This window comes from Pseudomonas plecoglossicida NBRC 103162 = DSM 15088 (assembly GCF_000730665.1).
Lineage (GTDB): Bacteria > Pseudomonadota > Gammaproteobacteria > Pseudomonadales > Pseudomonadaceae > Aquipseudomonas > Aquipseudomonas plecoglossicida.
Window position 1 is genome coordinate 24,294 of record NZ_BBIV01000021.1, and the last position, 25,332, is coordinate 49,625.

The 25,332-nt window shown below is 63.7% G+C and carries 19 protein-coding genes, 1 tRNA gene and 1 pseudogene; 12 read left to right on the top strand and 9 right to left on the bottom strand.

Annotation, left to right across the window (positions count from 1 at the left end; translation table 11 throughout):
- Nucleotides 1-7: 7 nt before the first annotated feature.
- The gene (locus PPL01S_RS13925) at nucleotides 8-961 is read right to left on the bottom strand and encodes a sugar ABC transporter substrate-binding protein (protein WP_016391505.1); all 954 of its coding nucleotides are present in this window, start codon (nucleotides 959-961) and stop codon (nucleotides 8-10) included.
- 340 nt (nucleotides 962-1,301) lie between these two features.
- Between PPL01S_RS13925 and PPL01S_RS13930 the strand changes: the two genes are divergently transcribed.
- A complete protein-coding gene (locus PPL01S_RS13930) occupies nucleotides 1,302-2,390 on the top strand; it encodes an asparaginase (protein ID WP_016391506.1) in 1,089 nt (362 codons plus the stop codon).
- 107 nt (nucleotides 2,391-2,497) lie between these two features.
- Nucleotides 2,498-2,740, top strand: a complete 243-nt coding sequence (locus PPL01S_RS13935; protein ID WP_016391507.1) for a DUF1654 domain-containing protein — start codon at nucleotides 2,498-2,500, stop codon at nucleotides 2,738-2,740.
- A 47-nt stretch (nucleotides 2,741-2,787) separates the two neighbouring features.
- Here the strand turns inward: PPL01S_RS13935 and PPL01S_RS13940 are convergent, their stop codons facing one another.
- Both PPL01S_RS13940 and PPL01S_RS13945 read right to left on the bottom strand, forming a co-directional pair.
- On the bottom strand, nucleotides 2,788-3,213 hold the full coding sequence (locus tag PPL01S_RS13940; RefSeq protein WP_016391508.1) for a bifunctional (p)ppGpp synthetase/guanosine-3',5'-bis(diphosphate) 3'-pyrophosphohydrolase: 426 nt from the start codon (nucleotides 3,211-3,213) through the stop codon (nucleotides 2,788-2,790).
- A gap of 87 nt (nucleotides 3,214-3,300) precedes the next feature.
- The gene (locus tag PPL01S_RS13945; RefSeq protein WP_016391509.1) at nucleotides 3,301-3,873 is read right to left on the bottom strand and encodes an SPOR domain-containing protein; all 573 of its coding nucleotides are present in this window, start codon (nucleotides 3,871-3,873) and stop codon (nucleotides 3,301-3,303) included.
- 265 nt (nucleotides 3,874-4,138) lie between these two features.
- Here PPL01S_RS13945 and PPL01S_RS13950 point away from each other — a divergent pair, with 265 nt between their 5' ends.
- From PPL01S_RS13950 to PPL01S_RS13985, 8 genes are all read left to right on the top strand, one after another.
- The gene (locus PPL01S_RS13950; protein ID WP_016391510.1) at nucleotides 4,139-5,191 is read left to right on the top strand and encodes a helix-turn-helix transcriptional regulator; all 1,053 of its coding nucleotides are present in this window, start codon (nucleotides 4,139-4,141) and stop codon (nucleotides 5,189-5,191) included.
- 47 nt (nucleotides 5,192-5,238) lie between these two features.
- Nucleotides 5,239-6,345 (top strand): GTPase, encoded by a 1,107-nt coding sequence (locus PPL01S_RS13955; RefSeq protein WP_016391511.1) that lies wholly within the window; start codon nucleotides 5,239-5,241, stop codon nucleotides 6,343-6,345.
- 107 nt (nucleotides 6,346-6,452) lie between these two features.
- A complete protein-coding gene (locus PPL01S_RS13960) occupies nucleotides 6,453-6,662 on the top strand; it encodes a hypothetical protein (RefSeq protein ID WP_016391512.1) in 210 nt (69 codons plus the stop codon).
- Between the two features lie 121 nt (nucleotides 6,663-6,783).
- Complete coding sequence (locus PPL01S_RS13965; RefSeq protein WP_016391513.1) at nucleotides 6,784-10,494, top strand: patatin-like phospholipase family protein; 3,711 nt, start codon at nucleotides 6,784-6,786, stop codon at nucleotides 10,492-10,494.
- The gene (locus PPL01S_RS24330) at nucleotides 10,484-12,541 is read left to right on the top strand and encodes a dynamin family protein (RefSeq protein ID WP_016391514.1); all 2,058 of its coding nucleotides are present in this window, start codon (nucleotides 10,484-10,486) and stop codon (nucleotides 12,539-12,541) included. The genes PPL01S_RS13965 and PPL01S_RS24330 overlap by 11 nt, the downstream gene beginning before the upstream one ends.
- Before the next feature lie 8 nt (nucleotides 12,542-12,549).
- A complete protein-coding gene (locus PPL01S_RS13975; RefSeq protein WP_028625821.1) occupies nucleotides 12,550-14,781 on the top strand; it encodes a dynamin family protein in 2,232 nt (743 codons plus the stop codon).
- Nucleotides 14,782-14,841: 60 nt separating this feature from the next.
- Nucleotides 14,842-16,431, top strand: coding sequence for a dynamin family protein (locus PPL01S_RS13980; protein ID WP_016391516.1), 1,590 nt, complete (start codon nucleotides 14,842-14,844; stop codon nucleotides 16,429-16,431).
- 100 nt (nucleotides 16,432-16,531) lie between these two features.
- Entirely contained in the window at nucleotides 16,532-17,182 is a 651-nt protein-coding gene (locus PPL01S_RS13985) for a HEPN domain-containing protein (protein WP_016391517.1), read from the top strand.
- Here PPL01S_RS13985 and PPL01S_RS13990 read toward each other — a convergent pair.
- The 4 genes from PPL01S_RS13990 to PPL01S_RS14005 form a co-directional block, all read right to left on the bottom strand.
- Complete coding sequence (locus PPL01S_RS13990; RefSeq protein ID WP_028625820.1) at nucleotides 17,161-18,768, bottom strand: MFS transporter; 1,608 nt, start codon at nucleotides 18,766-18,768, stop codon at nucleotides 17,161-17,163. The genes PPL01S_RS13985 and PPL01S_RS13990 overlap by 22 nt on opposite strands.
- Entirely contained in the window at nucleotides 18,765-19,850 is a 1,086-nt protein-coding gene (locus PPL01S_RS13995) for an HlyD family secretion protein (protein WP_028625819.1), read from the bottom strand. Before PPL01S_RS13995 ends, PPL01S_RS13990 begins: the two co-directional genes overlap by 4 nt.
- Nucleotides 19,851-19,917: 67 nt before the next feature.
- Complete coding sequence (locus PPL01S_RS14000; RefSeq protein ID WP_016391520.1) at nucleotides 19,918-20,331, bottom strand: cupin domain-containing protein; 414 nt, start codon at nucleotides 20,329-20,331, stop codon at nucleotides 19,918-19,920.
- Between the two features lie 49 nt (nucleotides 20,332-20,380).
- Nucleotides 20,381-21,124: an SDR family oxidoreductase gene (locus tag PPL01S_RS14005; protein ID WP_016391521.1), complete on the bottom strand. Its 744-nt coding sequence runs from the start codon at nucleotides 21,122-21,124 to the stop codon at nucleotides 20,381-20,383.
- 249 nt (nucleotides 21,125-21,373) lie between these two features.
- Between PPL01S_RS14005 and PPL01S_RS14015 the strand changes: the two genes are divergently transcribed.
- Both PPL01S_RS14015 and PPL01S_RS14020 read left to right on the top strand, forming a co-directional pair.
- Nucleotides 21,374-22,942 (top strand): winged helix-turn-helix domain-containing tetratricopeptide repeat protein, encoded by a 1,569-nt coding sequence (locus PPL01S_RS14015; RefSeq protein ID WP_016391523.1) that lies wholly within the window; start codon nucleotides 21,374-21,376, stop codon nucleotides 22,940-22,942.
- A gap of 145 nt (nucleotides 22,943-23,087) precedes the next feature.
- Complete coding sequence (locus tag PPL01S_RS14020) at nucleotides 23,088-24,587, top strand: AlkA N-terminal domain-containing protein (RefSeq protein WP_016391524.1); 1,500 nt, start codon at nucleotides 23,088-23,090, stop codon at nucleotides 24,585-24,587.
- A 79-nt stretch (nucleotides 24,588-24,666) separates the two neighbouring features.
- Here PPL01S_RS14020 and PPL01S_RS14025 read toward each other — a convergent pair.
- Together PPL01S_RS14025 and PPL01S_RS24335 are read right to left on the bottom strand one after the other, a co-directional pair.
- Nucleotides 24,667-24,743 (bottom strand) — tRNA-Val (locus PPL01S_RS14025).
- Nucleotides 24,744-24,833: 90 nt separating this feature from the next.
- A pseudogene (locus PPL01S_RS24335) lies at nucleotides 24,834-25,268 on the bottom strand (carbohydrate porin).
- Between the last annotated feature and the right edge of the window lie 64 nt (nucleotides 25,269-25,332).

A 25,332-nucleotide genomic window follows, 5' to 3' on the forward strand; every position in this document is an offset into this window, starting at 1 on the left:
CCGGGCGTCAGGGTTGGGTGATCAAGGTGACCGGGGTCTGGATGACGTTGTCGGCATCCACGTCCGGCTTCTCGCCATTGATCATCTTCAGCGCCGCCTGGATACCGAACACCGCCTGCTGGCTGGCAGCCTGGTCGAGGGTGGCGAGCACGCGGCCGTCCTTGAGCATCGGCTTGATGGCGTTGATGTTGTCGTAGCCGACCACTTGCACCTGGCCGGTCTTGCCGGCGGCGCGCACCGCCGAGACGGCGCCCAGGGCCATACTGTCGTTGCCCGCCAGCAGGGCCTTGAGGTCGGGGTATTCGTTGAGCATCGAAGCGGCGACGCTGTTGCCCTTGTCTATTTCCCAGTTGCCGGACTGCGTCGAGACGATCTTCATCCCAGCAGCGTCCATGGCGTCCTTGAAGCCCGCTGTGCGCTGCTGGGCATTGGTGGTGGTCGACACGCCTTCGATGATGCCGACCTGGTCACCGGCCTTGAGCTTTTCCTTGGCCAGGTAGTCGCCGACCAGGCGCGCACCCTTGCGGTTGTCGGGGCCGACGAAGGGCACGCTGATGCCTTTGCTCTTGAGCAGTTCGGGGTCCAGGCGGTTGTCGATGTTGATGACAATGACGCCCTGGTCCATGGCTTTCTTCACAGCGGATACCAGCGCCTTGGAATCGGCCGGGGCAATCACCAGCGCCTTGGCGCCCGAATTGACCATCTGCTCGACGATGCGTATCTGCTCGCCGGTGTCCGTCTCGTTCTTGATGCCGTTGGCCACCAGTTCGAAGTCATCGGCATGGTCTTTCTGATAGTCCTTGGCGCCGTCCTCCATGGTGCGGAAGAACTCGTTGGCCAGGGACTTCATCACCAGCGCAACCTTCGGCTTGTCTTCTGCGTGGGCAGAAAACGGCAGGGCGAGGGACAAGGAGGAAATGATGGCGAGCGCCAGCAGACGACCGGGGAACGGCAGCTTCATGGACGATGACTCCGAATCTTGTGATTTTTATCGGATCGCAAACGTTTGCGGTAGGTAACTATGGAAACAGGATCCGCTTTTGTCAAATCCGTTTCGCATTCTGATCCAAGACGCCCATGGCGCAGATTATCGTGGATTTTTCCGAAAAACCGAACAGCTTTTCCTGGTCTCGTTCGATGTTCCGAATGGTCGAAGGGCCGAGCCGCCCAGGGGAGCAACGGCCAACCCCCCGAATGATCTGACCCTGCCAGCAATTTCGGCCCGTTGCGCCGCAGTGGTACGAAAACTGCCTTGGCTGCCGAGCGACACAAAAAAGTTCATTAGGAAGAGAAGAACAACCATGAATGTTGCTTTGAAGACCTTCGCCCCCTGCGCCCTGGCGCTGATGCTGCTCCTGCCGGCCAGCGCTTCGGCCAAGGAAGTCGAAAACCAGCAGAAACTGGCCAACGTGGTGATCCTCGCCACCGGCGGCACCATTGCCGGCGCCGGCGCCAGCGCCGCCAACAGCGCCACCTACCAGGCTGCCAAGCTGGGCGTCGACAAACTGATCGCCGGGGTACCGGAGCTGGCCGACCTGGCCAATGTCCGTGGCGAGCAGGTGATGCAGATCGCCTCCGAAAGCATCAGCAACGACGACCTGCTCAAGCTGGGCAAGCGTGTCGCGGAGCTGGCCGACAGCAAGGACGTCGATGGCATCGTCATCACCCACGGCACCGACACCCTCGAAGAAACCGCCTACTTCCTCAACCTGGTGGAAAAGACCGACAAGCCGATCGTCGTGGTCGGTTCCATGCGCCCCGGCACCGCGATGTCCGCCGACGGCATGCTCAACCTGTACAACGCTGTGGCCGTGGCCAGCAACAAGGACTCGCGCGGCAAGGGTGTACTGGTGACCATGAATGACGAGATCCAGTCCGGCCGCGATGTGAGCAAGTCGGTCAACATCAAGACCGAAGCCTTCAAGAGTGCGTGGGGGCCGCTGGGCATGGTGGTGGAAGGCAAGTCCTACTGGTTCCGCCTGCCCGCCAAGCGCCACACGCTCGACTCCGAGTTCGACATCAAGCAGATCAGCAGCCTGCCCCAGGTGGACATCGCCTATGGCTACGGCAACGTGACCGACACCGCCTACAAGGCACTGGCACAGAACGGCGCCAAGGCGCTGATCCACGCCGGTACTGGCAATGGCTCGGTGTCGTCGCGGGTGGTGCCGGCCCTGCAGGAGCTGCGCAAGAACGGCGTGCAGATCATTCGCTCGTCCCACGTCAACCAGGGTGGCTTCGTGCTGCGCAATGCCGAACAGCCGGATGACAAGAACGACTGGGTCGTGGCCCATGACCTGAACCCGCAGAAAGCACGCATCCTGGCAATGGTAGCGATGACCAAGACCCAGGACAGCAAAGAGCTGCAGCGGATCTTCTGGGAGTACTGATCGCCCCGGCGAGACCTGGGTCACGGGGCTTTCACCTGACAGGCTGTTGCGAAAACCATCACAGTGAAATACTGTACGCACATACAGCAACAACAAGGAAAAGCCCCGTGGCCAGTACCGCCCCTGAAACACCAAGCAGCTATGAACGACTGGGTCTGCGCATCCAGAAGATCATCAACAGCCCCACCGCCCAGCGCAGTCGCGCCGCGCTGATCTTCCGCCTGACGGACGAGTCGCCGGACGACTGGGAGACGCTGCTGGAGGAAATCGCCGAGAACGACAACGTCACCCTCGCCCATCGCGACGATGGTGGCGTGCAGATTTTCTGGACAGTGCCCAAGGAAGACTGAACGCCCAGGGCGCGGCAAACGGGCCGCGCCACTTCAGGGCCTGTGGCTCAGCTCAGGGTCTGCAGGTAGGCGCTGGCTTCCTGGTAACGGGCCAGCCGCGCCAGGTCGGCGGGGCCGGGACACGGGATGCGGGTAAGGTCGCTGTTGTCCGCAAGGTCCGCCAGTTTCACGGTGCGGGCCAACGGGTCGACGCCCAGGCGCACCACGAAATCCTCGTAGCGTTCACCCTCGCGCCGGCTCAGGGCCAGCAAGGCGGCGAGTATCTTGAGTGCGAAGCCTTCTCGCGCAAGGTCGGACAGCGTAAGCGAAGTGTCTTCGATGACATCGTGCAGCACAGCGACGATCCGCTGTTCAGGGGTGGAAACCCGCATCATCACCCGCAAGGGGTGAAGGATATAGGCTGCACCACCCTTGTCGTATTGCCCTTCATGCGCTCTGGCGGCCACGACGATGGCCCGTTCCAGTGTAGACATGAGGTCCTCCCCGTTTGGCCATCTCCCACGGCAAGCATAGCCCGCTCGGCAGGGAGATGACAGGGCGCCTTTCCCGGCTACTCGGGGTCAGCGTTGGGCGCCGTGCTGGATGACCACCGAATCGGTCCCCAGCTTGGCCATGACCTCGGCCTTGCGCGCCTCGGCCTCTTCCCGGGTCGGGAACGGGCCCATCAGCACCACCGGTTTGCCCTCACGGTATTCGACCGAGGACGGGATGCCTTTCTCGATCAGCCGCGCGGTCATGTCGCTCAGTGCGCCCATGTTCGCGCCCTGGATCACCTCGACATCCCAGCCTTCTGGCGCCGGCTGACCGGCCAGTGCATCGGCACGGCGCTGCAAGTCGGCGCCTCCGCACAGTTCACGGATGCGCAGGTTGTTGCCGCTGTCGTCGACGATGATCTGGTACTGGCCGTCGTCACCCTTGATGGCCACATAGCTGCGGTAGGCTTCGTACTGCCCGGCCTCGTCCTTGCCACGCACCTGGCCGCAGATGGTGCCCTTGGTGTCGATCCGCACGTTGCCGAACTTGGCGGTCTTGGGGTTGTGCAAGTGCTCGGCCACCTGCTTGTGCACGCCTTCGACCTCGTTCTCACAGCCCGCCAGGGCCAGCACTGCCATTACCACTGCCAGTTTGCGCACGCGTGTACCTCCAGATTCGAAGGCGCGGATTCTAACATGCTGGCCCACGGCCCGGACCGCGACCATACGTTACATCCTGCAACAGCCGCTCGTCCGGTGACGCCGGGTAAAAACCATTGCCCGCGACAGAATCTGTCGCCAGTTGACGGTAACGTCGCCACCCACGGCACTGCCCAACTCGACTTCGACATGGCAATATGCCACCGAACAGCAGTAGATTTGCCTCTGCACTACACGCTCACTTCGATAGCACAAGGAAGTCATGATGTCCGAAGCCAAGGACACCGTCCTCAGGCAGCTGACGCTTTTGCGCCAGATCCCCGAGTACCCGCGCTACATCAGCGCCCAGACGCTGCTCGAAAAGCTGCTCGAACGTGGCTATCGGGTGGATCTTCGCACTGTACAGCGAGACCTCAACCGTCTTTCATCGCCCTTCTCGTTGACCAACACCAAGAAGGGTGGCCGCAATGAATGGAGCTACATCAAAGGCAGTCCCCTGGACCTCAGGGACATGGAGCCTTCCACCGCCCTGGCCCTCTATCTGGCGGAAAGCCACCTGCGCCCCCTGCTGCCGCAAAGCGTTGTCGACCTGCTGGGGCCTCAATTCAACAAGGCTCGCAACTACCTCGACAACCTTGGCCAGAACGATCTGGCGCACTGGGCCAAGCGCGTGCGCACCCACCCCAACGGCAAGGCCCTGCTGCCCGCCCAGGTCGACACCCAGGTCTGGCGGACAGTCTCCAGTGCCTTGTTGGCCAGCCGTCAGCTGCAGGTCGATTACCTGAGCCGCAGCAAGGCCGATACCAAGTCGCTGATCATCCACCCTGCCGGCCTCGTCTCTCGCCAGTCCATCAGCTACCTGATCGGCACCGTCGACGGCTACAGCGACCTGCGCCAGTTCGCCCTGCACCGCATCCGCAAGGCCGAGTGCCTCGACAGCGCAGCCAACGAACGCCCGGACTTCGAGATCGACCACTACATCCGCCAACACCTCAACAGTGCCACCGCCATCGAGCCGGTAGAACTGATCGCCGATATCTCTCCACACATCGCCTGGTTGCTTGGCGAGACCCCGCTGAGTGCGCAACAGACACTCGAGCCGCTGCCAGGCAGCGACTGGAAACGCCTGCGCGCCACGGTACCGGACGACCAGGAGACGCTCTGGTGGATCTTCGGGCTGGGCGAAAACGTGCGCGTGCACCAGCCCGCAAGCTGGGTTCAGGCCATCAGGCGGCGGTCCATGAGCGTCGTCGCGATGTACCAGCCACCCAGCGAACCGACACCGGACCCACAGCCAACCCCTTGCTTGACCGCATAGCCTCCGGGCTCCATGCCTTCGACAACCACGAACAACAGGTAGACACCATGGAAACAGCAGCACCCGCCATTCAAGATCAAATCGACGACGCCATCAAAAATGCCGTGAGGGGAGTAGGCAAAGTGAACATCATCATCGCCGGGAAAACGGGCGTCGGAAAAAGCACCCTGATCAATACCGTGTTCCGTGGGGAGCTGGCCAAGACCGGTTCCGGTCACCCTGTGACCCAACGCGCCGAGGAAATCTCCAAGCCCGGCCATCCCATCACGATCATCGACACCAAGGGTCTTGAACTTCACGACTACGAGGAAATCATCGGGGATCTCAGGAATGAGATCAACGAGCGCTCTGCCGAACACGATGAAAACAAGCACATTCATGCCGCGTGGCTGTGCATTCACGAAGATGGACGACGAATCGAAGACGCCGAGAAGCAACTCTGCGAAATGCTGGCGCAGAAGAACATTCCGGTCGTCGTGGCGATCACCAAGTCGCGCTCCGACAACGGTTTTCGCGATCAGGTCAAGGCAGCACTGCCTGGCGCCGCCGCCGTGGTGTCGGTCAGGGCACTGGCAGAGCAGTTCGAGGATGACGGCGAAACGTTCGAGCTGAAGGTAAAAGGTATAAACGAGCTCATTACAGAAACATCGAAGCTTCTGCCCGAAGCCAAACAGCGCGCCTATGCCAATGCGCTGAACTCGCGCCATGCAGCGTCAACGAAGCTGAAGATCGCACAAGCCGAGAAAGAAGTGAACATTGCCGCGGCGGCGGCCATGGCAGCCGGCGCGACACCGATCCCGTTCTCGGATTCCATCCTGCTGGTACCCATCCAGGCTGGCATGCTCGCCAAGGTCGGTGTCACCTTCGGCATGGAAACCAGTGCTGCCGCATTGACCACACTGGTGACCTCGTCCCTGGGCGCCAGCGCGGCCACCCTGGCCGGGCGTGCGCTGGTCACGGGGCTGCTGAAGATGATCCCCGGGGTCGGCACGGTGGCGGGCGGGGCCATTGCCGGCACCGCCGCCGCCGCCCTGACCAAGACCCTGGGCAATACCTACATCTCGATCCTGACCGCGTTCATCGAGAACAACCCTGGCAAGGAACTGGACATCGACCTGATCGCCATGGAGCTGAAGAAAAAGCTCTCGTTCTGACCCGTCGAGCGACAGGGCGACAGGGCGACAGGGCGACAGGGCGACAGGGCGACAGGGTTTGTCGCCCTGTCGCGGCACAGTCTCCAGGTAAATCCTGGAGACCTTGAATGCCAATAGCCCCCCTGCCCCGCACCTTCTTCTGCCCGCACTGTGGCTGGCAGCGCACCACCATTCCGGCCAGCGACGCCCTGCGGGTGGACATCGACTGGTTCTTCCGCTGCCCGACCTGCCAAAGCGAGCTGCAGATCCGGCCGGCCACCCGCGCGGAAATCATGAAGGTCCGACTGGCCCAGTTCTTTCGCCACCCAGGCCTCTAGATAAGCGGTTTGCGCCCCCCGCCCATGCTATCGAGCAATTGCAAAACGGCTCGCACGAAGTCAGCATAGGGGCCGCCGAGGGCAGAATGCCACCATCGACATCGCTTTCAGGGAGTAAAGCATGAATTTCAGGAAACTCGGGCTGACGCTGTCAGGCGGCGGCGGCAAGGGCGCTTATCAGATCGGCGTCTGGCAGGCCCTGCGCGACCTGGGCCTGGACAGCCAGTTGAGCGCCATCTCCGGCAGCTCGGTCGGCGGCCTCAATGGCGCCATGTTCGCCCAAGGCAAGCTCGACCAGGCCAAGGCCATGTGGCTGAACATCGAAAGCCGCAACATGCTGTCCTTGCAGGACGTGCCGGGGTTGACGTCGCGCCTGGCGCTGCTGACCGCCAGCGGCATCATCTCGCCGGTGCTCAGCCACTTCCTCAGCACCAAGGGCTTCTTCAAGCAGGATGGCCTGAGCAGCATGATCGCCGAAGGCCTGGACGCTGGCCGGCTGGCGAGCTCGGCGCTGCCGTTGACCGTGGCGCTGCACAATTGCGCCGCCAACCGCGTCGACTACCTCTCGGTACGCGATACCCACACCGCCGCGCACATGCTGCTGGGCACTGCTGCACTGCCGCTGATCTTCGACGAGGTCACGATCGGCGACAGTACCTATACCGATGGTGGCTTCTACTGGGGGCTGCCGCACAAGCAGGTCGACAACACGCCGATCCGCCCGCTGATCGAGGCCGGCTGCGACACGATCCTGGTGGTGTACCTGTCGCCCGACGACTTGAGTATCGACCCGCGGCATTACCCTGGCGTGCGCATCGTGCCGATCGTGCCGGCCAATAGCCTGGGTGGGGTCAGCGCGACGCTCGACTTCTCCAACGAAGGTGCCGCAAGACGCATGGAACAGGGCTATGCCGACGCCCTGCAGGTCCTGCGCCACCTGCAACTGTTCCTCGACAACGAGGCCCAGTACCAGGCCCTCTGGGAACGCGCCCGGCTGGCCGCCGAACACGAGCGCACGCTCAACGACAGGCTCGGTGACATGGACCGCGCGCACAGCCAGGTCATTGCCGATGTCCAGCACTTCGACCGGCAAATTCGCCAGGACGCTTTCAACCAGACACTCGACCTGGCGGACGACGATGCCCCGTGCGCCCTCGAACACCTGGCGCTGGACAACGCTGCGCTGCTGGCGGACATCGAGCGGGAGCAACTGATCACTGCCGTCGACGGTTTCCTGGCGCAGAACAGCAACAACCGCCGGGCGGTCGAAACCTCGGTACTGGATGCCCTCGCCACCTTGTCCCCGGTCAGCGGACGCGCCACTCACCTGCGCGAGCAGGGGCTGCTTTCCCGGTTCATGGGCGCCATCACCGGCGGCAACCAGCGACTGGCCGCCGAGAACGACCGCGACCTGGCGCAGGCCCAATTCGCCGCCTTGCGCCTGATCGCAGCCGTTCAGGAAAAAGGCGCGATCACCCTGGAGTTCGCCTGTACCTTGCACAACCGCCTCAATGGCGCGTATGTCGAACTCGAGCGCCTCGGCGCGCGTCACAACGATGACCTGCGTCGCGTCTACCGCTCCCTGGCAGGTGTCTACTGCAAGCTGCGCGAGCGCCTGAACGCACACGAAAGTCGCCTCGACGCGCTGGAACGCACCAGCCGCCTGCACGATTGGATGTTGCACCCGAACAGGCCTCATCTAGGCGGCAAAGCGCTCAGCGAATTGCCTCCTGCCGTACGCCTGAGCTGCCTGGCCAACGATTTCTTCCGCCTTACCGACGGCCAGTGGACAGTCCGCGAGCTCTGCAGCCTCAAGGAAATGTGCCTGCGTGTCGGGCTGGACCAGGCCCACCCTGTCCAGCTCGAAGGGTTCTGCACCCAATTGAGCCAGCATTCGACCTGCCTGCAGGCGCTTACTCAAGGCCTGGCCGCGCCGCCCCAAGCGACCCCGCTCAACCCGACGGCACGCTGGTTGCTCGACCTGCGCGCAGGTACCGCACCGACGGAACCGGAAAATGCACTGGCCAGCTGGGGTTACCACGCGGCAACCACGCTACCGGCCTGGGACTTCCTCGCCGAGCTGCTCTATCACCTCCAATCCGCAGGATTCACGGTGGTGCGCAGCAGCGACCTGACGCGCTACAAAACACGCTGGCTGGAGCACCTGCAGGTCCTCGACGACCTGCTGGGCGAGAACATCCTGCCCCGGCATTTTGCCGCAGAGGTCAATGCACTGCGCCAGCAGATCACCGGCTTCCACCTCAAGGTTCCCTTGATCGGCAAGTTCAGCGTGGGCAAGTCGACCCTGCTCAACTGCTGGCTGGGCGAGGAAATCCAGAAGCACGACCTGGGCGCCTGCACCAGCCTGGCCACCGAGTTCCACTACGCCGACGCGGGCGCGGAAAAACTGGTGATCCACTGGCTGGAGGACGTCCACACCGGGCAGGTGCGCCGCGAGGAAAAACCGCTCTCGGCCTACGCCGCGTTGCTGGCCGATCCCCGCACGAACGCCCGGCCGCCGTTGTTCATCGAACTGCACCTGTGCCGCAGCGCACTCGCCCGCCACCCTGACCTGGTGCTGGTGGACACGCCCGGCCTGGGCTCCAATGACGGTCAGCACGAACGCGCGCTGCAGCAGTACATTGGCGAGGCCGTCTCGTGCATTCTTTGCGTCACTCGCCTCAGTCAGGTCGGTGTCGACGAACGTGCCTTCGTCGCTCGCCAGCGATCCCTGGGCCAGGAATTTTCCCTGCTGGTCTGCCAGGAGGCGCTGAACAGCCGACAAGGGCGTGAAAGCCTGCGCCGCTCCCTGGCCGAGCAGGCCGGCCTGGACCCCAGCCAGCCGACTCGTGGCTGCTCGGCGCGCGAGGGTGACCTGAGTGGTTTCGAGGACCTGCTCGCCGGCCTCGAGACCCACAAGGCAGCCTTGTTCCATCAGCGTTTCGCCAACCAGGTCAAGGCGCTGCTGAGCCAGGCCGAACACCTGATCCGCCAGCAGCTGGCAACCGATACGGGTGCCCAGCAGCTGCTCGAACAGAAGAAAGCCATCGACAAGCGCATGGCCAGGCTGGAAGAAGACCACCTGGACGAACAGGATCATCTCCTGCGCGACTGCCGAGGTGCCGTCAGCCAACAGGTGCTGGCCACCGTCAACAGCTACCTGCGCAGCCGTCGTCCGGCCTACAAGCAGATGCTGCTGGCAGGCCAAGGCATTGGCCCGCTGCTCACCGCCGATGCCCGCAACGCTTGCCAACTGGCCATCGAGCAGACCCTGACGCCGCGCCTGAAGGAGGCCTGCCAGCGGTTGGGCAGTCATGTCGAATTCGGTGCTTTCGAAGGGCCGCAGCTGACCGGCGACGGTCCGGACGGGATGGAGCCCGAGTCTGGTTTCAGCGCATCCGGTGCTGGAGCCGGGGCAGCGGCCGGGGCTGCCATCGGTACCATGGTCCCGGTGATCGGCACCCTGGTCGGCGGCCTGGTCGGCGGCGCCCTCGGCGCGATCGCCTCACGCGCCAGCAAGGACAGCGAAGCCGAAGGCAAAGCCAATGAAGCGATCGAGTCGGTCATCCGCCAGTTGCAAGGCGTGATCCCCGAGACGCTCGACACGCATGCTCGCCAGTTCCTCGACGCGATGCACGAGCGATTGACCGCGCAATTGGCGGCGCAACGGGAAAACCTCGAGCGCATCGAACAGCAACTGACTGCAGACGCCGAGCACAGGCAGCAGGTTCGGCAAAAGGCCGAGCAGGCACTGGACAGCGTCGCATCGCTGCTCGCCCCCGACAGCCAGCAGCAACCCCTGCCTGCGGAGGCTTGCGCCGATGTCGCTTGATTTCAGCTTCTCCCTCGAAGAGCTGGAGGCCGCGCAAGCGGCCACCGGCAACCCTTACCTGAATGACCCTGGCAAAGGCTTGCAACTGATTGCCAGCCTGGTCGGAAAGCCAAAGCGGGCGTTGCAACAGCACCTGCCCGCTGCCCTGCATCAACTGATCCACGAACGCTTCATCGCGCTCGCCTCCAAGGGTAGCTATCCCGGTGAAGCCCAAGCCTTGCGCGAGCTGCAGGCGCTTGAAGCGTCACTGGAAAACCTTGCCCTGTTTCCCGACCTGGCCAACAAGACCGTGGTCGGCGTCGGTGGTGGTTTCAGTGCCGGCAAGTCTCGCCTGCTCAACACCTTGCTCGGCGTCGACCTGCTGCCGGAGTCGCTCGAGCCGACCACGGCGATTCCCAGCTTCATCTGCCAGGGCGAAGACGGCATCGTTGCGCTCAATACCTTCAACCAGAAGATCGGCCTGAACCGCGATGGCCTGCAGGCCATCACCCATGCGTTCACCAGCCAGTACCGGGACAGCCTCGACGAAGCGTTCGGCTTTGCCCATGTACTCAAGCTGTTGATGCTGCACTGCGCTCGCTTCGCCTGGCGCAACCTGGCGTTCCTCGACACGCCGGGCTACAGCAAGGCTGATGCCCAGGATAGCGAGCAGGCCGATGAAACCGTCGCCCTCAGGCAACTGACCGAAGCCGACCATGTGATGTGGCTGATCAGCGCCAAGAACGGCTCGATTCGCCAGGACGACCTGGCATTCCTGCGCAGCCTCGACCATCCCAGGCCGATCTTCTTCGTCGTCACCCAGGCAGACCTGGTTTGCAGCACCGCGATCGACACCATTCTCGAACGTACCGCGCAAGCGATCGAGGCTTCCGGCATTGCCTGCGCCGGGCTGATGGCCTGGGCGGCGCCACTGGGGGACGAACAGGGTGCGCAGGTTGCCGGCGATGACATTCGCGCCTGGCTCGACAAGCTCGACGCTGCGCCCAAGTACACCCACCACCGGCGCACGTGCGAACGTGTGCTGGACGGCTACATCCGTCACAACCAGGAAAACCTTGCCGCCAACCGCAAGCACCTGACGCTGTTCAATACCTTGCTGCCCTTGCAGGGCTCGCTGCCGCCAGGCGAACAGGCAACCCTCAAGGCGCTGCTGCAGGAACAACGTAGCCAGCAGAAAGTGTTTGCCGAGCTTGTCGACAGCTTCACCGCGCTGAAGGCCGAAATGCAGGACGTGATCGCGCAGGTCATCGGTGATCTGGCCGTCGATGCGCCTTCGATCGAAGCGCTCTACGACCAAGCCCTGGCATTCCATGAAGAGGGCGATTACGCGTCAGCGGCGACTTGCTTCGAACAGGCGGCAGAATTGGGATATGCCGATGCGCAGTTCCAGCTTGGCGTCTGTCACGAGCTGGGCCAAGGCGTTGCCGCCGACGAACGCCTCGCCGCCGAGTGGTACCGCAAGGCCAAGAACCAAGGTCATGTCGAGGCCCAGTTCTACCTGGGCGTCTGCTACGAGAACGGTGTGGGCGTGCCGGAAGACATGGCAAAGGCTGTCGCCTGTTACTTGCTGGCCGCCGAGCAAGGGCACGTCGAGGCCCAGTACAACCTGGCCGTGTGCCTTTCACGTGGCACAGGAATCGCCAAGGACGACCCGCAGTCTCTGCACTGGTTTGAAACGGCTGCCAGACAAGATCATCCACAAGCCCGCTTCGTCGTCATCGACCGGGCCGCGCAACAGGGCAGGCCCGACGCACAATACGCGTTAGGGGTGCTCTACGAAAAAGGCCTGGGGGTTGCACAGGACCTGGAAAGCGCTATCGCGGCCTATCGCAAGGCGGCCGAGGGCGGGCATGCCGATGCCCAGTTCGAACTGGCTCGTCGCTACCAAGCCGGCGCGGGCGTGAGAAAAAACGCCGCACACGCCGACAGTTGGCTGAACAAGGCGGCTGCACAAAAACATGAAGGCGCGACTTCAATGCTGGCACAGCAACGCACCCGCGTGTCGCTGTGGGGCGGCCTCGGCTCATTTTCCTGGAACAAGACATGACATCTCGAATGCTTTCTCTGACCTCCCTTGCCCCCCATGCCGCGGTCATCGACGCCGAACAACTCAGTGGCCTGCAGGCCCTGCTCGACGGCCTCGAGGCCAACCTCGCCGCTGCCCGCGAGCAAGACCGCAACCTGCGTATCGCCGTCGTTGGCCAGATGAAGGCCGGCAAGTCCTCGTTCCTCAATGCGGCCTTCTTCGGCCGCGACTTGCTGCCCAAGGCGGACACCCCCATGACCGCCGCGCTGACCAAGATCGTCTACGCCCCCAGGGCCAAGGCCGAGGTGGTGTTCTACAGCACCCACGACTGGGCCGACATCGAGCAGCGCGCCAATCAGTACCCCGCAGCCTATGCCGAAGCAGAACGCATGCTCCAGGAGTCGCAGAAGACCGACGGCAGCCCGTTCGCCAAGCGGCAGCCGGCGCGCGTATATACCGCGCAGGAAATCGACAGCCACGTGCCGGAGGCCATCCGCTCCTCGCTGGAACTGGTGGAAATGGCCCGCCGGCAGGGGCTCGATGTACACGCCTACCTGGGCAAGCGCGAGGAGCTGGATGTCCCCGGCGGCGCGCAGGGCCTGGCCCATGCGCTGCAGGACTATGTCGGCAGCGGCGGACGCTTCACCGCCATCACCAAGATGTCCGTGCTGCACGTCGACGACCCGCGCCTGCAAGGGCTGGAAATCATCGATACCCCGGGCTTCAACGACCCGGTGGTTTCCCGTGGCCAGACCACCCGCAACTTCCTGGGCCAGTGCGATGTGATCTTCCTGCTCTCGGCGGTCAGCCAGTTCCTCACCTCCTCCGACATGGCCGTGCTGCGCGAGCAGCTGCCCGAAGCCGGTATCGACGACAAGGCGGTGTTCCTGGTCGGTTCGCAGCGTGACCTGGCCCTGCGCCAGGATCGCGGCATCGCCGCCACGGCCAGCAAGCTCGCCGAACGGGCACCGCTGGACAAACAGGCTGCGCTGCGAACCGGTGCGATGCTGCAGTTGCTGGACAAGAAGATGACCGAGCAGGCCAGCCTGACGCTGGGCGCGCAAATCGCCCAACCGGGCCTGGACAACAAGACCCGGCACATCCTCCGCGCCGTGCAGAAATCCGCACCTCGCTTCATCTCCAGCTGGGCCTGGCTGGTCGCCGAACACTTTGATGATCTATGCGAAGACGACCTGGAACAGCTCGACAAGCTCTGCACCGCCACCGGTTTTGCCTTTGAGCCGGCCAGCCTGCGCCAGCTCTCCAACATTCCGGCGTTGCTTGACGAGATCCTAGCCCAACGCGAACGCAAGGCGGTCCTGATCGCCAGCAAGGAGCGAGAGCTGATCGAAGGCGTACAGACAGGCTCGCGCGAACGTCTGAAACAGATCGACCAGAATCTGCAGGTGCGCGAGGAGCAGATAAGCAAAGGCGACATCGGCGCGTTGCAGCGAACCGAGCAGGACATGCTCAAGCGCATGCAAGGCGGCAGAGCGCGCCTGGAAGGCGTGTTCGACGAGCAGGCGGTCAAGGCCAGCCAGCAGTTCGCCCTGCTCAAGACCGATATTCGCGATCTGGCACGCAAATACTCGAGGGTGGAGGTGATCAAGGAAACACGAACCGAGACCTACACCGTCTCGACGTCCAAATGGTACAACCCCTTCTCCTGGGGGAATGAAGAAACCCGCTACCGCGATGTGGTAACCGCCTACGCCAGCGCCCAGGACGCCATCGAACAGGTGCAGGATTTCGCCGTGCAGACCACCCGGTCCCTGCAGAAGGCCATCATCGACTGCGTCAATCTCGATCGGCTGCGTAGTGATGTCGGCGTCGCTGCGATGTCGCTGTTCGACACCAGCAACGCCGACTTCGATGCCGAGTTGATGCTGGCAGAAGTGAACAAGAGCCTGCGCCGCATCACCATCCCGGATGGCAGCTTCGGCAACAAGGACTACAGCCAGAGGATCGTCAGTTCGTTCGGCAGCAATCGCGTCTCGGAAAGCCAGATCGACGGCCTCAAGGGAGCCCAGCGCGAGGCCGTGGCGGCGATCATTGACGACCTCGAAAGCGAAGTGAATGCCAAGGTCGAAGCCATCGAGGACAAGCTCGACACCACCGGCCGGACCTTCGTCGAAAATATGAGCCGGGACATCCAGGAGAGCTTGACCCGCCTGCGCGAAGATATCGCCAACAAGGCGCAGCGCAGCACGCAGATCGCTGCCGCCCGGGAGGCGGTAGCCAAGGCACTCGCCGCGCTGTAATGGCGGCGAGTCACGTACATTCCATTCGAGCCCGTTGCCAACACAACAGAAGACCCGTAAATGTCCCTTGATTTCAGCTCTTCCCTGGAAGAACTGGAGGCCGCCGAAGCCGAGACTGCCAACCCCTACCTGGCAGATCCGGCACGGGGACTGGAGCTGATCACCCGTCTGATCGCCCAGCCCCAGGGCACCGCCCCCAGCGAGCAGCGCCAGCACTTGCACCGTTTGCACCAGTTGATCCACCAGAGCTTCGTCAACCTCGCGGCGCGTGACGACTACCCGGCCGAAGCACAAGCGTACCGCGCGCTGCTGGCGCTGGAGCAGTCGCTGGAGGACCTGGTCGCGTTTCCCACGCTGGCCAACAAGACGGTCATCGGCGTGGGCGGCGGCTTCAGTGCGGGCAAGTCGCGCTTTCTCAACAGCCTGCTGTGCGTCAATGTGCTGCCCGAGTCGCTCGAACCCACCACTGCGATTCCCAGCTACATCGTGCAGGGCCAGCATGAGCGCATCATCGCGTTGAACAGCTTCACCCGGGAGATCCCCCTCGATCGCAGCGCGCTGCAGGCAATCACCCATGCCTTCCAGAAGCATTACCAGCAGACCGCCAACGTCGAGGTCGGTTTCGCCCATGTCCTGCGCCTGCTGATGATCCACTTGCCCGGCCTCTGGCAGCGCCTGGCCTTTCTCGACACGCCCGGCTACAGCAAGGCCGACCGCCTTGACGCCGCGCACAGCGATGCGCAGATCGCCCAGCGCCAGCTCGCCGAAGCCGACCATGTCATCTGGCTGCTCAGCGCCAAGAATGGCTCGATCCGCCGCGACGACCTGGAGTTCCTGCGCACGCTCAAGCATCCCAAGCCGATCTTCTTCGTCGTTACCCAGGCCGACCTTGTCAGTCGCTCGCAACTTCCGATGATTCTCGACAGTACAGCGCGCAAACTCGACGAAGCCGGCATCGTCCGCGCCGGGCTGATGGCCTGGGCCGCGCCGCCGGGCACGCTCAATGGCCAGCACATTGCCGGCGATGACGCCCGTGCCTGGCTGGACATGCTCAACAGCCAACCCAAGCGCACCCAGAAGCGCCTGGCTTGCGCACGGGTGCTGGATGCGATCATCGCCCACAACAGCACCGCGGCTACCAGCAACCGTGAGCAGCTGGCGGCCATGAACGAACTGATGATCATCGCCGACGATTTGCCCCAGGCACGACGTGAGACCCTCAGGCTGCAAATCGAACGCTTGCGCCATGACCAGCGTCGCCTGCTGGAAATGGTCGGGGCTTTCGGCGACCTCAAGCAGCAGATGCTCGAGACGATCACCCGTATCGTTGGCGGTGTCGCGGAAGACGAAGAGGTGCAGCGTCAGCACGTATTGATGTACAGGCTTCGGCGTGACTGGCTGAGTCGCCCGCTGGTCATCGGCGAACACTTCGAGGTCCGGGTGCTGGCAAGCAAATCGCAGAGCAAGAAAGTCATCGTCGAATTCGGTGACGGGATAGCCTCCACCGGCTTGAGTTTCAGCATGATCCGCGGCGGCTTGCGCATCGACCCCGAGATACTGGTCAAGGGCAGTCTGCTGCACGGTGAGGTACGCTTCATGGACCACGAGCATGTGACCTTGGCGATCAGCGATCCGCTCGCCGCGGATTGAGCGTTGTGGCCGGGCTTTTTCACCTCTGGATTGAGTGATAGCCTATTGCCACAAACCGCCCTGTAGACACGCGCTTCAACGCTCGAGGAATTCTTTGGAAATGGACTATCAGTCGCTCAAGACTCGCCACCGCAACGAACGCGACGCCCATCACCCGAACCTGGCGCTGCGCATTCACCGAGCCTTGAGCTGGCTGCACCGCGCCGAGCAGGCCGAGGATGTGGACGGCCGCTTCATTTTCCTCTGGATTGCCTTCAACGCCGCCTACGCCACCGATATCGACGAGCAGCATCGGCTGTCCGAGCAGGAGGCCTTCAAGGCCTTCCTGCAAAAGCTCTGCCTGCTCGACAGCGACCACCTCATCGAGAAACTGGTGTGGTCCGAGTTCCCCGGCAGCATTCGCGCCCTGCTCGACAACCCCTATGTGTTCCAGAGCTTCTGGGATTTCCAGAACGGCAAGATCAGCGAAATCGAGTGGGAAGAACGCTTGCGTGCCGGCAAGCGCGCCGCCCACCACGCGCTGGCGGAGCGCGACACGGCCAAGGTGCTGGGGGTGATGTTCAACCGCATCTATACCCTGCGCAACCAGATGGTGCATGGTGGTGCAACCTGGGATGGCAGCGTCAATCGCTCGCAGCTGCGCGACTGCACCAAGCTGCTGGGCAAGCTGGTGCCGTTGATCATCCTGCTCATGCTCGACAACCCCAGGACGCTCTGGGGCGATGCCTGCTACCCGGTGGTCGGCGCATAGCGCTTGCTCGGGTAACGCGCCAGCAGGAGCTTGATGCCCACCAGCAGTGGCGCCGCCACGGCAAACAGCAGCACTACCGCGAAGAACGCCACATCGAAGGCGATGACTGCCGATTGCCCCGATACAGCCCTCCCCAGCAAGGCGACGGATGCCCGGCCAGCGACCAGCGTATCCATGCCTCGCGCCCCGAGCATGGCAGTCGTGCCCCCGAGCCGTTCGATCACGGCCGTCGTCCCGCCCGTCACATGGGCCCCCAGCACGGCAGCATTGGCGACCAGTTGGTGATCGATGAGCGTCTGCAACCCTGCGACGCCCATCAATCCACCCAGCTGGCGCCCGACATTGAACAGGCCGATTCCGCTGGCCAAGTTCCCCGGTTGCAAGTTGCCGAACGCAATCAAGGTAATGGACAGAAACAACAAGCCCAGCCCCAACCCGCGCAGCAGCACCCCGCCCATCATGTCGTGCATGCCGCTTTCACTGGTCGAACCCGACAACATCCACATCGCGATCATGATCAGCACGATGCCAAGCGGCACCGTGGCGAACGGCGCGACCCCGCGGTACTGCATGAGACAGGCCGCCAGCAGCAACGCCGCGATGAACAGTGCCCCGCTGGGCAGCAGCAGCAAACCGGCATCGGTCGGCGTGAAGGCCAGCACCGACAACGCGAACGCCGGGATCAGATAGGCACTCCCGAACAACGCCGCTCCGGCGACGAAACTGACGATGAAGGCAAAGGTGAAATCACGGGACCCGAACAAGGTGAAGTCGAGTACCGCCTGGCGGCTCGTCAATAACTGATGGCCAACGAAGCACAACACTGCAGCGATGCCGAGCGCTGTGCCGGCGACGATGTGCGGCGCCTCGAACCAGTCCCACCGGTTGCCCTGACCGAGGACATAAGCAAGACAGCACAGGCTGGTGAACGCCAGCACCATCCCGACCACGTCGGACGGGCGCGTGGCCGGCATCGCGAGGTCTGGCACAGCAGCCATCAGCAGGCAGCCAATCGCCGCCAGCGCCAGTGGCACGACGCCGAAGAAGATCCAGGTCCACGACTGGCTGTCGATCAGCCACCCTTGCAGCGCTGGCGCCAGGGCAGCCGGGGCAACCACTGCGCCCATGGCGAACACCGCTTGAAGCATGGGCTGCTGATTTCGCGGATACACCAGGAAGATCAGCATCTGCCCACCGACCAGCAGCGTACCGCCCGCAAGCCCCTGAAGCACCCTGAGCACGATCAACAGTTCGAGGTTGGCCGTGAAGGTGGTGATGCCACATGCCAGGCCCATCACCAGGGTCGCCGCAACGATCACCTGGCGAGGCTGGAAGCGGGTCAGCCACCACGACGCCGCCATGAAGCCGATGAGCTTGCAACTGGTGTAGCCCACATCCAGCCAGGCAAATTCGTCTGGCGTGGCATAGATATCGCCCAGTATGTCATTGCGACCGAGTGCCAGAACGCTGCTGGCGATGGCCTCGGTCAGGGCAGCCAGGAGGATGCCTGCGATCAGCAACAGGCCTTGAGCGCAGCGGCCATCGACGGGCACCACAGCCTGGGGGCTGGGCGCCAAGCGGTTCACGAGCCACTCCCGACATCGACGTCGACCCGCGCCGAAAGCCCCGGCACGATTCGCCCTGGCAGCGGGTTATGCGCCAGGCGGATCTTCACCGGTACCCGTTGCACCACGCGGACGAAGTTGCCCGTCGCATTGTCCGGCGGCAACAGGCTGAACGCCGCCCCGCTCCCCGGCGCGAAACTGTCGACCACCCCTTCGAGCACAGTGTCCGGGTAGCCGTCGATCACCACCTTGGCCCGCTGCCCCGGTTGAATGTGTTCGACCTGGGTTTCCTTGAAGTTCGCCACGATCCACACGTTGTCGACCGGGACGATATCCAGCAATGCGCCACCCGGCGTCACGAAACGGCCGACCCGCACTTGCCGGTTGCCGACGACACCGGCTACCGGGGCACGTACCACCGTGTGCTCAAGTCCCAACCGGGCGAAGTCCCGTGCGGCCTGTGCCTGGGCGATCGCTGCCACGGCCGACTCACGCTGGGCCATCAGCACGGCGATGCGCTGTTGCTGGGCATCGAGCGTGGCCGAGGCCGCCGATACCGTCGCCTGGGCGCTGGTCCTGGCGGCATCGGTCTGATCGACGACCGACTGGCTGATGGCGCTGAACACGATCAACTTGCGACTGCGCTCATGGGTCTTGTTGGCAAGTCCGCGCTGCGCAACCGCCGACGCCACACTCGCGGTTGCCTCGCGGATCTGCGCGCGTTGCAACTGCGTCTGGGCGTCGACGTTGGCAAGGCTCGCCTCGGCTGACTTGACGTTGGCTTCGGCTTGCGCCAACTGTGAGCGGTAGTCCCGGTCATCGATGCGAAACAGCACATCGCCCCTGGCTACGCGCTGATTGTCCTCGACCTCGACGGCCACCACATAACCCGCCACCTTGGCCGCAAGCGACGTGACATCCCCTCGCACATAGGCGTTATCGGTACCGGTGGCGGCGCTCGAACGGCCGATGACCCAGGCCGCGACCAGGACCGCCAGCGCGACGACGCAGAGCAGGATGCCAACCTGTTTCTTTCTGTCGGGCCGGGTCGCCACAGCCTCGGGGGTGCTGTGCGTGACTGGCGTATCCGCATGCGTGTTCATCTGCTGGAGTCCTGTGCCGAGCATCTACCGACCGTCAGCCGCCAGACGCCATGGGTTACGACGTCGCTCACTTCGCGCTGGGGGTGACCAGCACGGTTTCCGAGCTGTCGAGCACGAACACGGCCATCAACCGTGCAGGCTTGGTATCGCTGGCATTGGCGCTCACGGCGTGGAACGCGCCGGGTGCCTCGTACCAGTTCTCCCCGACCTTGTAGGTTCTCTCCGGCTCGCCATTGACGCTGCTGCGCACTTCGCCCTCCAGGACGGTGGCGTAGATGAACGCTGACTTCGGATGCCGATGGGACGGTGATGCTGCACCCGGTGCGTAGTCGACGATCACCCCTCTCATGCTCTTGCCAGGTACGTTCGGCAATGGCTGGTCGAACACCACCGACACCTTGCTGGCCGGGCGCTCGTCGGCCGCGGCCGAGGTAATGGACAGCGCCGCGATCGCGGCGGCGCAGAGGATTCGACTGAACATGGCAGTACTCCTTGGAAATGACTGTGGCCAATGGGATAACCGGCACGGCTCAGGACTGTGCGAGCCAATCCTCGAAACGCGTGGGACCGAGGCGCGCCTGCCCCGCGGGCGTCAACGACCGGTCATCGAGTTCGGCGCCAAAATAGCGGGCATGCACATCAGGGATGACCTGGCGTGCATCACCGGTCAGCCGCAAGAAGCGGCGCACCAGTTCATCCAACGGCATGGCCTCAGGGCCAGCCACTTCGAGCGTGCCGTTGGCGGGAGCTGCGAGTACCACGTCGACCAAGGCTGCCGCCACGTCGACCGAGGCCAGCGGCTGGATCAACGCGGGCGAAAGCCGCACCTCGTCACCCACGGTGGCCGCCTGGGCAATGCCGCCGACGAATTCGAAGAACTGCGTGGCCCGCAGCAGCGTGTAAGGGATGGCAGACGCCTTGATCAGCGCCTCCTGTGCGACCTTGGCACGGAAGTAGCCATTTTCCTGCAGACGCTCGCAGCCGACGATCGACAACGCGACGTGGTGGCGCACGCCTGCGGCGGCCTCGGCAGCCAACAGATTACGGGTGGACGTCTGGAAGAACTCGAGTACGGCCTGATCCTCCCAGCTTGGCGCGTTGGCGACATCGACCACCACGTCGGCGCCGTCCATCGCTGCGGCGAGGCCTTCGCGGGTGATGCTGTTGACGCCCGTGCTGGGCGCTGCGGCGACGGCTTCATGACCACGCTCGCCCAGGTCCTTGACGAGTTTCGAGCCAATGAGGCCTGTGCCTCCGATGACGACGATCTTCATGGGGTCTCTCCTCTTCTCGACGGCAGCCATTGCTGTCGACATGGATCAACGATGCGCCCATGCGCCCGGCAAGTCCTTGCAGGGCGATTGGATTTACCTTCAGAAAATCTTGATTTGCAGTCCAACCTGCTCAGCAGCCCCCGAGCAGGCTGTGCAGCGCGTTTCGCACTGCCGTATCATCGACGACGGACACTTGTGAGCAATCGCCTCGGACACGAAGCCTAGGGCGCTCGGCCAGGGGACAAGACGTTGCAATTCGTGTTTGAAGACTACGTGCTCGATCAACAGCGCCGGGAGTTGACCCTGCGTGGCGAGGTCGTGACCATCGGCCCGCAGGTCTTCGACCTGTTGTTGCTGCTGATCAGCAATCGCGACCGGGTCATCAGCAAGGACGAGTTGCTGCAAACGGTCTGGAGCGGGCGGGTCGTCTCCGAATCGACCGTCGCCAGCCATATCAATGCGGTGCGCAAGGCCATCGGCGACTCGGGCGAACAGCAGCGCCTGCTGCGCACCGTGGCCCGCAAAGGGTATCGCTTCGTCGGAGAAGCCCGGCAAGCGCCTGATTCCGAAGCGCCTGCCGCGCTGCTTGCCGAGCAGACGCCGGCCCCCGTCCTGCCCCTGCCTGGCACCCCCTCCATCACCGTCCTACCCTTCCAGAACCTGAGCGGCGACCCAGGCCAGGACTATTTTGCCGACGGCATCGTCGAAGACATCATCGTTGCCCTGTCGCGCATCCGCTGGCTGTTCGTCATCGCGCGCAATTCCAGCTTCACCTTCAAGGGCCGGGACGTCGACATCATGGACGTGGGGCGCAAGCTGGGTGTGCGCTATGTACTGGAGGGCAGCGTGCGCAGGGTCGCGAACCGGGTACGCATCACCGGCCAGCTGATCGATGCCAGCAGCGGTACCCACATCTGGGCGGAACGCTACGAGGGCCGGCTCGACGATATTTTCGAACTGCAGGACCAGCTCGCCGCCAGCGTGGTGGGCGCCATCGCACCGCAGCTCGAGCGGGCAGAGATCGAACGCGCCAAGCGCAAGCCCACAGACAGCCTCTGCGCCTATGACTACTACTTGCGTGGCACCGCGAAACTGCACAACGGCACCCGCGAGGCCGTGGAGCAGGCCCTGTCGCTGTTCTACACCGCCATCGAGCTGGATCCGGAGTACGCCTCGGCCTACGGCATGGCCGCCTGGTGCCATTTCTGGCGCAAGCTCAATGGCTGGATGGCCGATCGTCCTCGGGAAATCGCCGAGGGTGCGCAGTTGGCCAGATTGGCCGTGGAGCTCGGTCGCGACGATGCCGTCGCCCTGACCCGAGGCGGACACGCACTTGCCCACCTGACCGGCGACCTGGATGGCGGCATCGCACTGCTCGACCGGGCTCGCCTGCTCAACCCCAACCTGGCGCCTGCCTGGTTCCTTGGCGGCATCTTGCGCGCGCTGCGCGGTGAAACCGACGCCGCCATCGACAACCTTGGCCATGCGGCGCGCCTGAGCCCCCTGGACCCGGAAATGTTCAGGATGTACGTGGGAATGGCCCTGGCGCACTTCTTTGCAGGGCGCTTCGATGATGCCCTGGGCTGGGCAGAAAAGTCGCTGAACAACCTGTCCAGCCTGCTGGCCGCCACCGTGCTGATCACCGCCAGCCATGCGCTTTGTGGTCGCGAACACGAGGCCAATGATGCGCTGGCGCGGCTGCGGGCACTGGACCCGAAGCTGCGGATATCCGGGCTGCGGGACTGGATACCGATCTACCGTGACGAGGACCTTGCCTTGCTTGCCGAAGGACTGCGCCGGGCCGGGTTGCCGGAATGACCCATGCCCTGCCACGTCGCTCGCGCACTGGAATAAGCCTGGATACACCGCGATACTGTCCATGGCTCAAGGTCGTTGCCAATGTGGTAACCAGATGTCCGAAAATGGCCAGCCCGGAGCGCTGACGAGGTATACGATGCCTCTCATGCCAAACCTCACCGATAACCCCGAAAGCGACGCCTGCTACCTGGCCCTCAAGGCGCATGATGCGCGCTTCGATGGCTCGTTCTTCGCGGCCGTCACCAGTACCGGCATCTATTGCCGGCCCGTGTGCCGCGTGAAGACGCCCCGACGCGAGAACATCCGCTTCTTCCGCCACGCCGCCCAGGCCGAGGCGGCAGGTTTCAGGCCTTGCCTGCGCTGCCGGCCGGAGCTGGCACCGCGCGCCGTCTCGTGGAGCACCGAGGATGCCTCACGCATCCTTGCCCTGCAGGCAGCGCGCTTGATGGATGAGCCCGAGGCCTGGGCTCAAGCCTCTGCTTCGCAGGGCACCAGTGGGGGCGCGATGACACGGATCGCGCAGCAGCTGGGGGTCAGCGACCGGCACTTGCGGCGGATCTTCGAGACGCACTTCGGGGTCTCGCCGCTTCAGTACCTGCAAACCCGCCGCCTGCTCACGGCCAAGCAGTTGATTGCCGATACCCAGCTGCCGATGACGCAGGTCGCCCTGTCCAGCGGTTTTGCCAGTGTGCGCCGTTTCAATGACGCCTTCTCCCGCCACTATGGCTTGAGCCCTGGTGCCCTGCGCCGCGCCAGATCACTGCCCGAGGGCCAGGGCACGAGCGTGCGCCTGGGGTGGCGCCCGCCCTACGACGTCGAGGCGATGCTCGACTTCCTGCGGCTACGCGCCTTGCCCGGCGTGGAGCGGGTGGAGGGGTTGGAGTACACGCGGACACTCCGCCTGCTGCAGGACGGCCAGGTCCACTGCGGCTGGTTGCGGGTGCGTTTCGACATGGCGCGTACCCTGGTCGTGGTGACGGTCGACGATGCGTTGGCGGCAGCCCTGCCCGTCCTGATCAATCGCGTGCGCGCTGCTTTCGACCTGGATGCCGATCCGATCGCCATCAACGCCACGCTCAATGCCACCTTTGCCTCAAGCGAAGGCTTGCGCGTTCCCGGCACGCTGGACGGTTTCGAGCTGGCAGTACGTGCAGTGCTCGGGCAACAAGTCACCGTCGCGGCTGCGCGCACGCTCGGTGGGCGTCTGGTGACGGCCTTCGGAGCACCCATCGAGACGCCGATGCCTGGCGTGGAGCGGCTTTTTCCGACGCCGGCTGCCCTGCTCGCGGCCAGCGGGGATGCGCTCGGCAGCCTGGGCATCACCCGGCAACGCCAGGCCGCGCTGCACGCGCTGGCCGACGCGGTGCTCAATGGCCGCCTGCGGCTAAACCCTGGCGTCGATGTTGGCGCAACCTGCGATGAGTTGAAAAAACTGCCAGGCATTGGCGACTGGACGGCGCAGTACATCGCCATGCGCGCGCTGCGCTGGCCCGATGCATTTCCAGCTGGCGATGTCGCGCTGCAAAAGGCGCTGGGGGTGAGCAGCGCAAAGGCTGCCGAACAGGCCTCGATCAGCTGGCGGCCCTGGCGCAGCTATGCGGTGCTGCGGGCGTGGCACGGTCTTGGGCGCAAGCCGCAAACCTGATGAGCACAGGGGAGCAAAAGCAAAAAGGGCGACCCTTTCGGATCGCCCTTTTCGTGCCCGGTGAACCGGGACTTTCGTTTGGTAGGCACAATTGGACTCGAACCAACGACCCCCACCATGTCAAGGTGGTGCTCTAACCAACTGAGCTATGTGCCTGTCGTGTGGGGCGCATATTAGACATCGGGTTTCTTTCTGTAAAGCGTTTTTTTCAAAAAAATCAAAAACTTTCAGAACCCTGTGACCTGCCTAGAAACTGCTCTGCAACTTCACGCCGAACACCCAGGCATCTTTCACCTGCTCCACCCCTCCCGGGTCACGCACGTACTGCACGTTCGGCCGAATCACCAGCCAACGGGTGGCATGTATGCCGTAATACAGCTCCGCATCCTATTCGTTGCCCTGCAGTGGCTGATAGGCCGGATTGTCGTAGTCGGTCTGCTGATTGGCGGCGTTGATCGCTCGCTGGTTGTCACGGAACCTGGAGTTGGTGTGGATCCGGGCAACGCCGAAACCGATATCGTCCTGCGGCCATGCATCGAACAGGCCCTTGTAGGTAAGCCCGACCTGAAGGAAGTGCCCTACCTGGCTGGTTTCCCGATCCTGCACGGTAACGTTGGCGAACAGCGACAGCCCGCGGCTGCGATCGCCGTCATGGGCGGTGACCTGCTGCTGCGCCACCAGCCAGTAACCGTTGTGAACTTTTTCTCAGGGAAAACGAAAAGAGGAACCCTCTCGGATTCCCCTC